The organism is Pseudomonas sp. NC02 (assembly GCF_002874965.1).
Classification (GTDB): domain Bacteria; phylum Pseudomonadota; class Gammaproteobacteria; order Pseudomonadales; family Pseudomonadaceae; genus Aquipseudomonas.
In genome coordinates this window covers 5,101,807-5,114,141 of sequence record NZ_CP025624.1, presented here as the reverse complement: position 1 = coordinate 5,114,141, position 12,335 = coordinate 5,101,807, and the positions used below count along the sequence as shown (strand labels likewise).

At 62.1% G+C, this 12,335-nt stretch carries 12 protein-coding genes; 6 read left to right on the top strand and 6 right to left on the bottom strand.

What is annotated here, in order from left to right; all coding sequences use genetic code 11:
* Window positions 1–102 precede the first annotated feature (102 nt).
* Window positions 103–537, top strand: a complete 435-nt coding sequence (locus tag C0058_RS23815; RefSeq protein ID WP_004371158.1) for a MarR family transcriptional regulator — start codon at window positions 103–105, stop codon at window positions 535–537.
* 132 nt (window positions 538–669) lie between these two features.
* On the opposite strand, the gene C0058_RS23810 is transcribed toward C0058_RS23815, so the two are convergent.
* Entirely contained in the window at window positions 670–2,859 is a 2,190-nt protein-coding gene (locus C0058_RS23810; protein WP_003214625.1) for a patatin-like phospholipase family protein, read from the bottom strand.
* 83 nt (window positions 2,860–2,942) lie between these two features.
* On the opposite strand from C0058_RS23810, the gene C0058_RS23805 reads away from it, so the two are divergent.
* Entirely contained in the window at window positions 2,943–3,230 is a 288-nt protein-coding gene (locus tag C0058_RS23805; protein WP_003214624.1) for a SelT/SelW/SelH family protein, read from the top strand.
* On the opposite strand, the gene C0058_RS23800 is transcribed toward C0058_RS23805, so the two are convergent.
* Window positions 3,224–4,114, bottom strand: a complete 891-nt coding sequence (locus tag C0058_RS23800) for a DMT family transporter (RefSeq protein WP_102369680.1) — start codon at window positions 4,112–4,114, stop codon at window positions 3,224–3,226. The two genes, C0058_RS23805 and C0058_RS23800, sit on opposite strands and share 7 nt — an antisense overlap.
* Before the next feature lie 154 nt (window positions 4,115–4,268).
* Complete coding sequence (locus tag C0058_RS23795; protein ID WP_087692744.1) at window positions 4,269–5,060, bottom strand: AraC family transcriptional regulator; 792 nt, start codon at window positions 5,058–5,060, stop codon at window positions 4,269–4,271.
* A gap of 133 nt (window positions 5,061–5,193) precedes the next feature.
* On the opposite strand from C0058_RS23795, the gene C0058_RS23790 reads away from it, so the two are divergent.
* Window positions 5,194–6,003 carry a UDP-2,3-diacylglucosamine diphosphatase gene (locus C0058_RS23790; protein ID WP_003214618.1) on the top strand — a complete coding sequence of 270 codons (810 nt, stop codon included), beginning with the start codon at window positions 5,194–5,196 and terminating at the stop codon, window positions 6,001–6,003.
* 141 nt (window positions 6,004–6,144) lie between these two features.
* Here C0058_RS23790 and C0058_RS23785 read toward each other — a convergent pair whose 3' ends face one another.
* From C0058_RS23785 to phhA, 3 genes are all read right to left on the bottom strand, one after another.
* Window positions 6,145–7,341 carry an amino acid aminotransferase gene (locus C0058_RS23785; protein WP_102369679.1) on the bottom strand — a complete coding sequence of 399 codons (1,197 nt, stop codon included), beginning with the start codon at window positions 7,339–7,341 and terminating at the stop codon, window positions 6,145–6,147.
* Window positions 7,341–7,697, bottom strand: coding sequence for a 4a-hydroxytetrahydrobiopterin dehydratase (locus tag C0058_RS23780; RefSeq protein ID WP_003214616.1), 357 nt, complete (start codon window positions 7,695–7,697; stop codon window positions 7,341–7,343). The genes C0058_RS23785 and C0058_RS23780 overlap by 1 nt, the downstream gene beginning before the upstream one ends.
* Before the next feature lie 104 nt (window positions 7,698–7,801).
* Window positions 7,802–8,593, bottom strand: coding sequence for a phenylalanine 4-monooxygenase (gene phhA / locus C0058_RS23775; RefSeq protein WP_003214615.1), 792 nt, complete (start codon window positions 8,591–8,593; stop codon window positions 7,802–7,804).
* Between the two features lie 266 nt (window positions 8,594–8,859).
* Here phhA and C0058_RS23770 point away from each other — a divergent pair, with 266 nt between their 5' ends.
* The 3 genes from C0058_RS23770 (at window position 8,860) to flgG (ending at window position 12,322) form a co-directional block, all read left to right on the top strand.
* Window positions 8,860–10,425, top strand: a complete 1,566-nt coding sequence (locus tag C0058_RS23770) for a sigma-54-dependent phenylalanine hydroxylase transcriptional regulator PhhR (protein WP_003214613.1) — start codon at window positions 8,860–8,862, stop codon at window positions 10,423–10,425.
* 307 nt (window positions 10,426–10,732) lie between these two features.
* On the top strand, window positions 10,733–11,473 hold the full coding sequence (locus tag C0058_RS23765) for a flagellar basal body rod protein FlgF (RefSeq protein ID WP_003214611.1): 741 nt from the start codon (window positions 10,733–10,735) through the stop codon (window positions 11,471–11,473).
* A 63-nt stretch (window positions 11,474–11,536) separates the two neighbouring features.
* Window positions 11,537–12,322: a flagellar basal-body rod protein FlgG gene (flgG, locus tag C0058_RS23760; protein WP_003214609.1), complete on the top strand. Its 786-nt coding sequence runs from the start codon at window positions 11,537–11,539 to the stop codon at window positions 12,320–12,322.
* Window positions 12,323–12,335: the final 13 nt, after the last annotated feature.

Sequence of the window (12,335 nt, the reverse complement as noted above, 5' to 3'; positions counted from 1 at the left end):
TAACGAATCAGTACATACCGGGTCTTGCCTACTGGCATGGGTCATGCTTAGCTGACTAATAATTAGCCATACTTTATTTTCAGTCTAATCCATGAGTTTTTTATGCCGTTAACCGATCAACACCGTTTTGGCATGCAGTTGGCGCATATGTCCCGAGGATGGCGTGCCGAGCTGGATCGCCGCTTGGCAGGTTTGGGACTGTCCCAGGCACGCTGGCTGGTGCTGCTGCACCTGGCCCGTTTTACCGAACCGCCTACCCAGCGTGAGCTGGCGCAGAGTGTCGGGGTAGAGGGGCCCACCTTGGCCCGTTTGCTCGACAGCCTGGAAAGCCAGGGCCTGGTGCAACGCCAGGCCGTGGTGGAAGACCGCCGCGCCAAGCGCATTGTGCTGTGCGACACCGCGAAGCCGCTGATCGAGCAGATCGAGACCATCGCCACGGCCTTGCGCCATGAGCTGTTTGTGGGTGTCGATGAAGAGGATCTGCGGGTGTGCATGCGGGTGCATGAACACATCCTCGGAAATCTCGAGAAGTCCTGATCCCAAGTACACAGAAGATCAAAAATGTGGGAGCGGGCTTGCTCGCGAAGGCGAAGTGTCAGTGAATACATGTGCTGACTGACACACCGCCTTCGCGAGCAAGCCCGCTCCCACATGGGTTTTGCGGCGTAGTTAGAAGGTTTGCCCCAGGTTCAGGTACACCGCCTGCTGACTGTCATCGTTAAACCCATAACTGAAATTCAACGGCCCCAGCGGCGTATCAAACCCCAGGAAAATACTGGCGGCGTTGATGTACCCGCTGTCGTATTCATTGTCGTTGTTCCAAGCCCGCCCTCGCTCCAGTGACGCGCCCAGGTACAACGGGAAATCCAGCGGCAAATAAGACCGCGGCGTCAGCCGGCGATAGTAGACCGCGCGCATCAGGCTGATGTTCTGCCCGGCAATCGCATCCTCCCGGAAGCCCGACAGCTGCCGCGCGCCCCCCAGCAGGAAGCTGGAAATCACCACGTCCGACTTATCCAGGGTGCGCCCATACCGCCCGCCGAGGATCAGTGTGTCCGGCCCGCTGCTCATGGCCTTGTCCAGCTTGAACTCCCACTGGCGATAGCGCTGGTCCGAACCCAGCCCCGGTTCGAACTCCCGGAAGGCCAGGCCAATGTCTTCGCCGGTATGGGGGAAGTACACGTTGTCGAACGAGTCGAAGGAGTACTTCAGCTCATAGAAACCCTCGCTGAAGTTGATGCTCGGTGAATTCCGGTCGCCAATGCGCACATCCGCCTTGCCCCAGGCCTCGCCGACGCCGAAACGAATCTCGCCGCTGTTGCCGATCTGCCGGCCCACGTTCAGGCCGAAGCCGTAGCGTTCCAGGCGGTATTCGGAGATAGGGTTATTGTCTTCAATCAGTTCGACGTTCTGCGCCTGGGCACTGATATAGGGCGCGACGAAGTAGCGTGAACCGGTGTCCATCGGCTGATAGAACTCGCTGTACAGCTCCTGCTTGTCCCCGATCTGCACCCGCGTCAGCCATTCGGCGCCGAGGCGGTTGATGCCGTTCATGCGGTAGCTGGCGCCGAGGTTGAAGGCGCTGTCGCCGCGCATGTCATCCGACAGGTTCAGGCCCAGGCGCAGGTAGTCGGTGCCGCTGCGTTTGCCCCGGGCACTGATGACCAGGGTGTTGTCCTTGCCCTTTTTCACCACGCGGTATTGCACCTGTTCGAAGTAATCCAGGCCGTACAGAGTGCCCATGTCGGTTTGCAGGCGGGCCAGGTCCAGGGGCTCGCCGAGGTTCTGGCGGATGTAGTAGCGGATCACCTCGTCGCCCACCTTGGAGTCGTTCTCTACCTTGATTGCGGTGATCACCGGGTTGCGCTCGCCGGGCGTTCGCGCGGCCACCAGCGACGGGTCCACCGGTTCGGCCGGGCGCAGGTGCGCCAGGCGCACGTCGAGTGCGCGGGTGGCGCGGTAGCCCGCGTCGATCATGTCCTTGGCGCGCCCGAAATCCGTCACCCCGTAGGCGGCCAGGGGCGGCTGGATCAGCACGTCGCGGGGCGCCAGGGCCTTGAGTTGTTCTTCGGAATTGCGCCGGGTCATCAGGGTGATGGACTGGTTGAGCACGTCCACCACGGTGTTGAGTTGCTTGCGTGAGCGCAGCGGGGTGCCGATGTCGACGACGATGGCGATGTCGACCCCCATTTCCCGCGCCACATCCAGCGGGATGTTATCGGTCATGCCGCCGTCCACCAGCAGCCGGCCATCCAGTTCCACCGGGGCAAACACCGCCGGGATCGACATGCTGGCGCGGATCACCTGGGGCAGGTGGCCTTTGCGGAACACCACTTTTTCACCACTGGTGATGTCGGTGGCCACGGCGCGGAAGGGGATCGGCAGCTTGTCGAAATCCCGCACGTTACTGGTGTGGGCGAACATGCTTTCCAGCAGCAAGGCCAGGTTCTGACCCTGGATCACCCCCAGTGGCAGGCCGAGGCTGCCGTCGTCGCGGAAGCTGAGTTTCTGTTTGACCAGGAAATCCCGGTCATCCTGCTTGCGCCGGAATGGCACGTCTTCCCGCGGTGGCGCGTCAGACAGGGCGAGCTTCCAGTCGATGTTCAGCGCGAGTTTTTCCAGCTCGTCGATCTTGTAGCCCGAGGCGTACAGCCCGCCGATCACCGCACCCATGCTGGTGCCGGCAATCGCATCGATGTGGATGCCCTGTTCTTCCAGGGCCTTGAGCACGCCAATGTGCGCCAGGCCACGGGCGGCACCGCCGGAGAGCACCAGGCCGATCTTCGGGCGCGGGTTTTCGACGGCTTGGACGAGGACAGGGAACAGGCACAGCAACAGACAGGACAACAGGCGGCGCATCATCAATCTCAAGGCAGGACGATAAAGGCCGGTATTATAGCCACTCGATCCTTTCAACCCGCCAAGCAGGAGCCAGTCAATTCATGTCAGCGGCCAAGCCCGAGATTGTCATCACCTATTGCACCCAGTGTCAGTGGCTGCTGCGCGCCGCCTGGCTGGCCCAGGAACTGCTGAGCACGTTCGCCGATGACCTCGGCAAAGTGGCCCTGGAGCCGGCCACCGGCGGTGCGTTTCGGATTACCTGCGACGGTGTGCAGATCTGGGAACGCAAGGCCGACGGGGGCTTCCCGGAAGCCAAGGTGCTCAAGCAACGGGTACGTGACCAGATCGACCCGCAACGGGACCTGGGGCATAACGACCGTACTCAATGAACCTCGGCCGTGGTGGCCGGCTGCTTGGCCGGTTTGGCGCCGCCCATCAGCCCGGACACCACGATGGCCACGATGATCAGCGCGCCGCCCATCAGCATGCGCAGGGTCGGCGTTTCAGCAAACAGCAGCCAGGCCGCGGTGATGCCATACACCGGCTCCATGGCAAACACCACCGCCGCCGTGCGCGCCTTGAGCACCGCGAGGCTGGCGACAAACAGGCTATGGGCCAGGCCGGTGCAGAACACCCCGAGCAGACCGATCCACAGCCAGTCCACTGGTCGCACTTCGGCCAGCCCGGGCGCGGCGACGGGCAACAGGCACAGCGCTACCACCACGTTCTGGCACAAGGCGGCCTGCACCGGCGGGATGCGCCCACTGGCGCGGTTGTTCAGCGACAGCAGCGAGAACAACAACCCGGAGCCGACCGCCCACAACAAGCCGCTGGTGGCCTGGCTGGCGAGATTGAAATCCGGCGTGACCAGCACCAGGCCGATGCTCACCAGCACCACCAGCAGGATCTCGTTGGCGCGAATCCGCTCGCGGAAAATCAAGCCTTCGAGAATCACCGTGAACGCCGGGAACGTGGCGAAGCCCAGGGTGGCGATGGCCACACCGGCGACCTTTACCGCAATAAAGAAACTCACCCAATGCCCGGCCAGCAGCAGGCCGCTGACCAGCAGGCGGCGCCAGTCGCGGGCTTGCAGCTTCTGCCAGGGCGTGTTGCTGGCAAAGCGCGCAAAGATCGCCAGGGCAATGACCGCGAACGCGGCGCGGCCGAACACGATAATCGCCGGCGAAGCGGCCGCCAGTTTGCCGAACACACCAGTGAGGCCAAACATCAATGCGCCGATATGCAGGGCGCCGAGGGCTGTGCGGGGAGTCATTGCGATCCTTAAACGACGGGTTTACAGGATCGCAGTCTAGAGGGTTGCAGGCATTCGCGTCTGTCGTTGGGCTCGCGGCTTTTGTCGCAGGACTCTTGCTTGGTGAAGATCCCTGTGGGAGCTGGCTTGCCTGCGATGCAGACAACTCGGTCGTTCAGATAGCGCGCGGTGATGCTATCGCAGGCAAGCCAGCTCCTGCACCGGGCGGTGCTCGTCTGAAGGCTCGGGGCGAGAGGCCAAACTCGCGCAGCATCGCCGCAGCAAATGCACTTTGCGAACCATAGCCCACCCGCGCGGCAATCTCGCCGATCGGCAGCTGGCTGTCGCGCAACAGGCCGCGGGCCATCTGCAAGCGCCGGGTGCGTATGTAGTCCATCGGCGTCTGCCCGCTTTCCGCGATAAACCGTGCATGCAGGCGGGCGACGGACAGGTCGGCGAGCTTCGCCAGGTCCGCCACTTGCAGTGGGTGCGCGGCGTGCCGCTGGATATGCGCATCGAACGCGGCATAGGGCAGGCGCTTGCCCACCGGCGGCTGCGCAAGGTTGAGGCTGGCCAGCAGCAATACGGCGCCTTGCTGGGCGATCAGCGGATCGTCCACCGGGCTGCTTGCCAACCACTGCACCAGTTGGCTTTGGCGATTGTCGAGGGTCAGGTGTGCGCACCGGTCGAGCAAGCGGCGGCTGGCGTCGGCATGCTCCCCCAGGGACTGCGCCAGCCAGTGCTCATCGGGCACGTCCAGCACCAGGCAGCGGCTGCCATCGCGACTGCGGCATGCGTGATGGGCGGAGTAGGGCAGCACCATCACACTGCTGTGCTGCACCTGGCCGCCCCGGCCATCCACCTCGAAGTCCAGGTGCCCGGACAGGCCAAACACCAGCTGTGCATGGTCGTGGCTATGGGCGATAGGCGCATCGGGGTAGTGGCGTAGCGTGAGGTTGGGTCTCATCGCAGTCTCCTGGGCAGGCCTGCAGTTTACATCGCTTCGCCGCCTGTGGGCGCTGTCATCAGACTGACGCAACACTGTCATGGGCTATTAATCCCATGGGCGCAAGCTCGCGAAAACACCGTGAGGCATGCCCATGACCAGCGCCGAACTCGCCAAACCCAGCCGCAAGCAACGCGTGCGTACCCTGTGGATTTCCGACGTGCATTTGGGCACTCGGGATTGCCAGGCCGAACACCTCTCGCATTTCCTCAAGGGCTACCACGCCGACAAGGTCTACCTGGTGGGCGACATCATCGACGGCTGGAAGCTGCGCAGTGGCATGTATTGGCCCCAGGCCCACACCAACGTGATCCGCCGCCTGCTGACCATGAGCAAGCGCGGCACCGAGGTGATCTACGTCACCGGCAACCACGATGAATTCCTGCGGCGTTATTCGAAGCTGATCCTTGGCAATATCCAGTTGGTGGACGAGGCGGTGCACGTGACTGCCGATGGCCGGCATTTGCTGGTGATCCATGGCGACCAGTTCGACGTGATCACCCGGTATCACCGCTGGCTGGCGTTCCTCGGCGATTCGGCCTACGAATTCACCCTCACGCTCAACCGCTGGTTGAACCACTGGCGGGCGCGCTATGGCTACGGCTATTGGTCGTTGTCGGCGTACCTCAAGCACAAGGTCAAGACGGCGGTGAGCTTTATCAGTGATTTTGAAGAAGCGATCGCCCACGAAGTGACCAAGCGCGAGCTGCATGGCGTGGTGTGCGGGCACATCCACCATGCGGAGATTCGCAAGGTGGGCGAGGTGGACTACCTCAATTGCGGGGATTGGGTGGAGTCGTGCACGGCGCTGATCGAGCACTGGGACGGGCATATCGAGCTGTATCGATTGGCGGATGCCCAGGCGAAAGAGGCACAGCTAAAGGCCGAGATGGTCGCGGGCTAAGCCTCAAACCCACAGACTCACTCGGTCTAAATGTGGGGGCGGGCTTGCTCGCGAATGCGGTGGGTCAGTCACCAGATAATTCGACTGACCCACCGCATTCGCGAGCAAGCCCGCTCCCACATTTGGAGCCGGTTTCTTCAGTCAGGTGTGGGAAACATCTGCGATCGCTTCTGCCAACAACGTCAACCGCGTCGCATCAATCCCCGCCACGTTCGCGCGCCCGGAATTGACCATATACACGCTGTGCTTTTCCCGCAGTTGCTTCACCTGTTCCGCACTCAACCCGGTATAGGAAAACATCCCGCGTTGCGCCGCGATGTGCGCAAACCGCTCCGACAACCCATGGGGCGCCAACGCCTCCACCAGCCCGGAACGCAGCTGCGCAATCCGCGCCCGCATCGCTTCCACTTCCTCGGCCCACTGCTTTTTCAGCCCGGCGTCACCGAGAATCGTCGCCACCACAGCAGCACCATGGTCCGGCGGCGTCGACCACAAGTTACGCGCAATAAACGCCAGCTGGCTGCGCACATCCGTCAGTTTCTCGGCGTCCGCCGCGCACACAATCAACGCGCCGACACGGTCGCTGTACAAGCCGAAGTTCTTCGAGCAGGAACTGGTGATCAGTACTTCGGGCAGCTCAGCCGCGAACATCCGCACGGCCCATGCATCCTGTTCCAGGCCATCGCCAAAACCCTGATACGCAAAGTCGATCAGCGGCAGCAACTGACGTTCCTGGACGATCTTCAGCACCTGGCGCCAGTCATCGTGGGACAGGTCGAAACCGGTCGGGTTGTGGCAGCAGGCGTGCAGCAGCACCACATCGCCTTTTGGCACGGTGGACAGGGTGGTCAGCATCGCCGCTACGTCCAGGCGATTGTCGCTGCCCACGTACGGGTAATGGCTGACCTTGAGCCCGGCCTTGGCGAAGATGGTTTCGTGGATCGGCCAGGTCGGGTTGCTCAGCCATACGCCACGGCCGGGCAGGCTGTGGGCGATAAAGTCGGCGCTCAGGCGCAGCGCGCCGGTGCCGCCAGGCGTCTGGGTGGCGCCGGCGCGGCGCTCGCCCAGCAGTGGCGAACCGGCGCCCAGCACCAGCTCGCTGATCAGCGAGCCGAACGCGGTATTGCCATGGCCGCCGATGTAGGTCTTGGTGGTTTGTTGTTCCACCAGGCGCTGCTCGGCCAGTTTCACCGAATGCGGGATCGGCGTCAGGCCCTGGTCGTCCTTGTACACGCCCACGCCGAGGTCGAACTTGTTCGGGTTTGGATCCTGGGCGTACAACTCCATCAGCCCGAGGATCGGGTCTCCGGGCACCCGGCCAATTGCGTCGAAATGCATTACTTGCGGCCCTCAGCATCCTTGGCCACTTCGTCGGTGCGCGCGGCCATGATGAAGTCGTTGCGGTGCAGGCCCTTGATGGAGTGGCTCCACCAGGTCACGGTGACTTTGCCCCATTCGGTGAGCAGGCCCGGGTGATGGCCTTCAGCTTCGGAGATCACGCCCACGGCGTTGGTGAAGGCCAGGGCGAATTTGAAATTCTTGAACAGGAAGACCTTTTCCAGCTGCATCACGCCATCGCGTACTTCGATGTTCCAGTCGGGGATCTGCTTGATCAGCACCGGCAACTCTTCGTCGCTGACTTGCGGGGCGTCGGCGCGGCAGGCTTCGCAGTGGGCTTGGTTCAACGTGGTCATGTGGGTATTCCTGAAATCGAGTATTTGGAAACGGTCGTCAGTAGCGTCACCCTAAAGCAACGCGAGGCCAGGGAACAGACTCACCTGGCCCTAAAAGCCGCAGTTCAAGCCGCTTTTGGCTTGGGCGGGAACTTCGGTGCGTGCAGCCCCAGCTGCATCCCGCGTTCGACCATGCCCATGATGTCTTCCTGCGCCACTTCGAACAGGCGCTTGAGGTTGGGCAGGGCGAAGTACACGGGTTGCAGAATGTCGATGCGATACGGCGTGCGCATCGCTTCGAGCGGGTCGAAGGCTTGATGCTCGGGCACGTCCGAGAGGCAGTACACGGTCTCCTTGGGCGAAGACAGGATGCCGCCACCGTAGATGCGCCGGCCTTCGGGCGTGTCCACCAGGCCGAACTCGATGGTCATCCAGTACAGGCGCGCCAGGTACACGCGCTGTTCCTTGGTGGCGGCCAGGCCGAGCTTGCCGTAGGTGTGGGTGAATTCCGCGAACCAGGGGTTGGTCAGCAGTGGGCAATGGCCGAAGATCTCGTGAAAAATGTCCGGTTCCTGCAGGTAATCCAGCTCTTCACGGGTACGAATAAACGTCGCCACCGGAAACTGCTTGTTGGCGAGCAATTCGAAAAAAGTCTGGAAGGGAATCAGCGCCGGCACCCGGGCGACTTGCCAGCCCGTGGTCTCGGCCAGCACTTTGTTGACTTCCGCTAGCTGTGGAATGCGGTCGTGGGGCAGGCCGAGCTTGTCGATGCCGTCCAGGTATTCCTGGCACGCGCGGCCCTCGATCACTTTCAGTTGGCGCGTGATCAGGGTGTTCCACACCGCGTGTTCTTCGGGCGGGTAGTCGATAAAACCGTTCGCGTCGGGCTCGCGGGCCACGTACTGCGTCTGCTTCATACTGCTCTCCTGCTAGGCATTCGTTCTTGTTATGTCCTGGGATGAGCCTATTGATACGCCGCCTGGGCCAGGAAGCCATCCTCCTGCGCCATGCTTTTGTAGGAAAAGTTACTGAGATTCGTAAAGTTTTCGTTACGGCTGAGGCAATTCGTTCTCCCTGTGGCGTATTTTGGGTGTGAATCGCCTCGCAGCTGTAACATAATCTTGACGATTATCTGCGGCCAGCGGCAAAAAGACGCAGCGACTCCACCTCTTCGGGCCTTCTCATGCGTATCAAAGTGCATTGCCAGAACCGCATCGGCATCCTGCGGGACATCCTCAACCTACTGGTGGAGTACGGCGTGAACGTCGCCAAGGGCGAGGTCGGTGGCGAGCACGGCAACGCCATCTACCTCTATTGCCCGAACCTGGTGAACCTGCAGTTCCAGGCATTGCGCCCGCAGTTCGAGGCGATTGCCGGGGTATTTGGCGTCAAGCGGGTAGGGCTGATGCCCAGCGAGCGTCGGCATATGGAGCTCAACGCGCTGCTGGGGGCGCTGGAGTTTCCGGTGCTGTCCATCGACATGGGCGGCTCCATCGTCGCGGCCAACCGCGCGGCGGCGCAGTTGCTCGGAGTACGGGTGGATGAGGTGCCGGGCATTCCGTTGTCGCGCTACGCCGAAGATTTCGATTTGCCGGAACTGGTACGGGCCAGCAAATCGCGAATCAACGGCCTGCGGGTCAAGGTCAAGGGCGATGTATTCCTGGCCGATATTGCGCCGCTGCAATCCTCCGAGCATGACGACAGCGAAGCCATGGCCGGCGCCGTACTGACCCTGCACCGCGCCGACCGGGTGGGTGAGCGTATCTACAATGTGCGCAAGCAGGAGCTGCGCGGCTTCGACAGCATTTTCCAAAGCTCCAGGGTCATGGCCGCCGTGGTGCGTGAGGCTCGGCGCATGGCGCCGTTGGATGCGCCTCTATTAATAGAAGGCGAAACCGGCACTGGCAAAGAGTTGCTGGCCCGCGCTTGTCACCTGGCCAGCCCGCGCGGCCAGTCGCCGTTGATGGCGCTCAACTGCGCCGGTTTGCCCGAGTCCATGGCCGAGACCGAGTTGTTCGGGTATGGTCCCGGCGCCTTTGAAGGGGCGAGGGCGGAGGGCAAGTTGGGACTGCTGGAGCTGACGGCGGGCGGTACGTTGTTTCTCGACGGCGTCGGCGAAATGAGCGCGCGATTGCAGGTGAAGTTGCTGCGCTTTCTGCAGGACGGCTGCTTTCGCCGTGTAGGCAGTGATGAAGAGGTGTACCTGGATGTGCGGGTGATCTGCGCGACCCAGGTGGACCTTTCCGAACTGTGCGCCCGGGGCGAATTCCGCCAGGACCTTTACCATCGTCTCAATGTGCTCTCGCTGCATATCCCGCCGCTACGCGAGTGCCTCGACGGTTTGCCGCCGCTGGTGGAGCACTTCCTGGATCAGGCCAGCCGGCAGATCGGCTGCCCGCTGCCCAAGCTCGCACCGGCGGCGATGGAACGCCTCAGCCATTACCACTGGCCGGGAAATGTGCGGCAGTTGGAGAACGTGCTGTTCCAGGCGGTTTCGCTGTGTGAGGGCGGCACCGTCAAGGCCGAGCACATTCGCCTGCCGGACTATGGCGTGCGCCAGCCGCTGGGGGATTTTTCCCTGGAAGGCGGGTTGGAGGAGATCGTCGGGCGCTTTGAAAAGGCGGTGCTGGCGCAGTTGTATGCCGAACATCCCAGCAGCCGGCTGTTGGGCAAGCGGCTGGGCGTGTCCCACACCACTATTGCCAACAAGTTGCGCGACTACGAAGTCGTCAAAGCCGAACGCGGTTAAACCTGTGGGAGCGGGCTTGCTCGCGAATGCGGTGGGTCAGTCGAATTATCCGGTGACTGACACTCCGCATTCGCGAGCAAGCCCGCTCCCACATGGGTTCTTTGTCGGTCTTGATACCTGCACTTGCCGTTAGCGGCATAAGTCCGCCGTTTTTTCGACTCTCTTCCTGCTGCCCTCAGCTGCCACCTGCCGGCAAACCCCCGCCCCGCCTGGACTTTCCCTCATTTCAAAAAGTTGGTTCGCAAATTGCTTAAGCCTCATCAGTACAGCGGTGGGCGGCAAGCGTCCGTCAGAAAGAGGAAAGAGCGTGGATAAGTACCTTTACGTAGCAATGACCGGCGCCAGCCAGAATGCACTGGCGCAGAAGGCCCACGCCAACAACTTGGCGAACGTTTCCACCAATGGTTTCCAGCGTGACCTGGAACAGGCGCGCTCGATGCCGGTGTTCGGTGACAGCTTTCCGGCGCGGGCCTTTGCCTTGACCGAGCGCCCAGGTACGGACTTTTCCCCTGGCGCGATGATTGAAACCGGCCGTGACCTCGATGTGGCCGTCAGCGGTGACGGCTGGATGGCCGTGCAAAACCCGGATGGCGGCGAATCCTACGTGCGCAGCGCCAGCATGAACGTCGATGCGCTGGGTGTGCTGCGGGCCGGCAACGGTATGCCGATCATGGGCAACGGCGGCCCGATTGCCGTGCCGCCCCAGCAGCAGATCGAAGTCGGCCAGGACGGCACCATCAGCATCCGCGCCATGGGCGAAGGCCCGCGGGTGATGGCTGAAGTGGACCGGATCAAGCTGGTGCAGCCCGACCTCAAGAACATGACCAAGGGCCTCGACGGCACCATCCACACCAAGGATGGCCAGCCGGCCCAGGCCGATGCCAACGTCAAGCTGACGTCGGGCTTCCTGCAGGCGAGCAACGTGAACGCCGTCGAAGAAATGACGGCAGTCCTGGCCCTGTCCAAGCAGTTCGAATTGCACATCAAGATGATGAACAGCGCCAAAGAAGACGACCAGGCCATGACCCGCGTCCTGGCGATGAGCTGATAGCAGCCACACACTAATTTTTGTAGCGCGGCGCCATAAAACAGGCGCACGAAGGAGAAGAACATGCTTCCGGCTCTATACGTTGCCAAGACAGGCCTGTCCGCCCAGGACACCAACCTGACCACCATTTCCAACAACCTGGCCAACGTGTCGACCACGGGTTTCAAACGTGACCGCGCCGAGTTCCAGGACTTGCTCTATCAGATCAAGAAGCAGCCTGGCGCCCAGTCGACCCAGGACAGCGAATTGCCGTCGGGCCTGCAACTGGGTACCGGTGTGGCAATCGTTGGCACCCAGAAGAACTTCAGCGCCGGTAACCTGCAGCAGACCGGCCAACCGCTGGACCTGGCAGTCAACGGCAAGGGTTTCTTCCAGATCCTGCAGCCGGACGGCACCACCACCTACACCCGTGACGGTACGTTCCACCTGGACTCCAACGGCCAAGTCGTGACCGCCAATGGCTTCGCGCTGGAGCCGGCGATTGTCGTGCCGAACAACGCCCAGACCTTCACCGTCGGCAACGACGGCACCGTGTCGATCACCGTGGCCGGCAACCCGGCGTCCCAGGTGATCGGCAACCTGCAAACCGCTGACTTCATCAACCCGGCCGGCCTGCAGGCGATCGGTAACAACCTGTTCCTGGAAACCGCGTCCAGCGGCGCGCCGCAAATCGGCACCCCGGGCCTCAACGGCTTTGGTACCACCCTGCAAAGCACCCTGGAAACATCCAACGTCAGCACCGTTGAAGAGATGGTCAACATGATCACCACTCAGCGCGCCTACGAGATGAACTCCAAGGTGATTTCCACCGCCGACCAGATGCTTTCGTTCGTAACGCAGAATCTGTAATCAAGTCTATGGG

Coding starts and splice junctions, on each gene's coding strand:
- C0058_RS23815 (WP_004371158.1), top strand. CDS start 103: ATGCCGTTAACCGATCAACACCGTTTTGGCATGCAGTTGGCGCATATG.
- C0058_RS23810 (WP_003214625.1), bottom strand. CDS start 2,859: ATGCGCCGCCTGTTGTCCTGTCTGTTGCTGTGCCTGTTCCCTGTCCTC.
- C0058_RS23805 (WP_003214624.1), top strand. CDS start 2,943: ATGTCAGCGGCCAAGCCCGAGATTGTCATCACCTATTGCACCCAGTGT.
- C0058_RS23800 (WP_102369680.1), bottom strand. CDS start 4,114: ATGACTCCCCGCACAGCCCTCGGCGCCCTGCATATCGGCGCATTGATG.
- C0058_RS23795 (WP_087692744.1), bottom strand. CDS start 5,060: ATGAGACCCAACCTCACGCTACGCCACTACCCCGATGCGCCTATCGCC.
- C0058_RS23790 (WP_003214618.1), top strand. CDS start 5,194: ATGACCAGCGCCGAACTCGCCAAACCCAGCCGCAAGCAACGCGTGCGT.
- C0058_RS23785 (WP_102369679.1), bottom strand. CDS start 7,341: ATGCATTTCGACGCAATTGGCCGGGTGCCCGGAGACCCGATCCTCGGG.
- C0058_RS23780 (WP_003214616.1), bottom strand. CDS start 7,697: ATGACCACGTTGAACCAAGCCCACTGCGAAGCCTGCCGCGCCGACGCC.
- phhA (WP_003214615.1), bottom strand. CDS start 8,593: ATGAAGCAGACGCAGTACGTGGCCCGCGAGCCCGACGCGAACGGTTTT.
- C0058_RS23770 (WP_003214613.1), top strand. CDS start 8,860: ATGCGTATCAAAGTGCATTGCCAGAACCGCATCGGCATCCTGCGGGAC.
- flgG (WP_003214609.1), top strand. CDS start 11,537: ATGCTTCCGGCTCTATACGTTGCCAAGACAGGCCTGTCCGCCCAGGAC.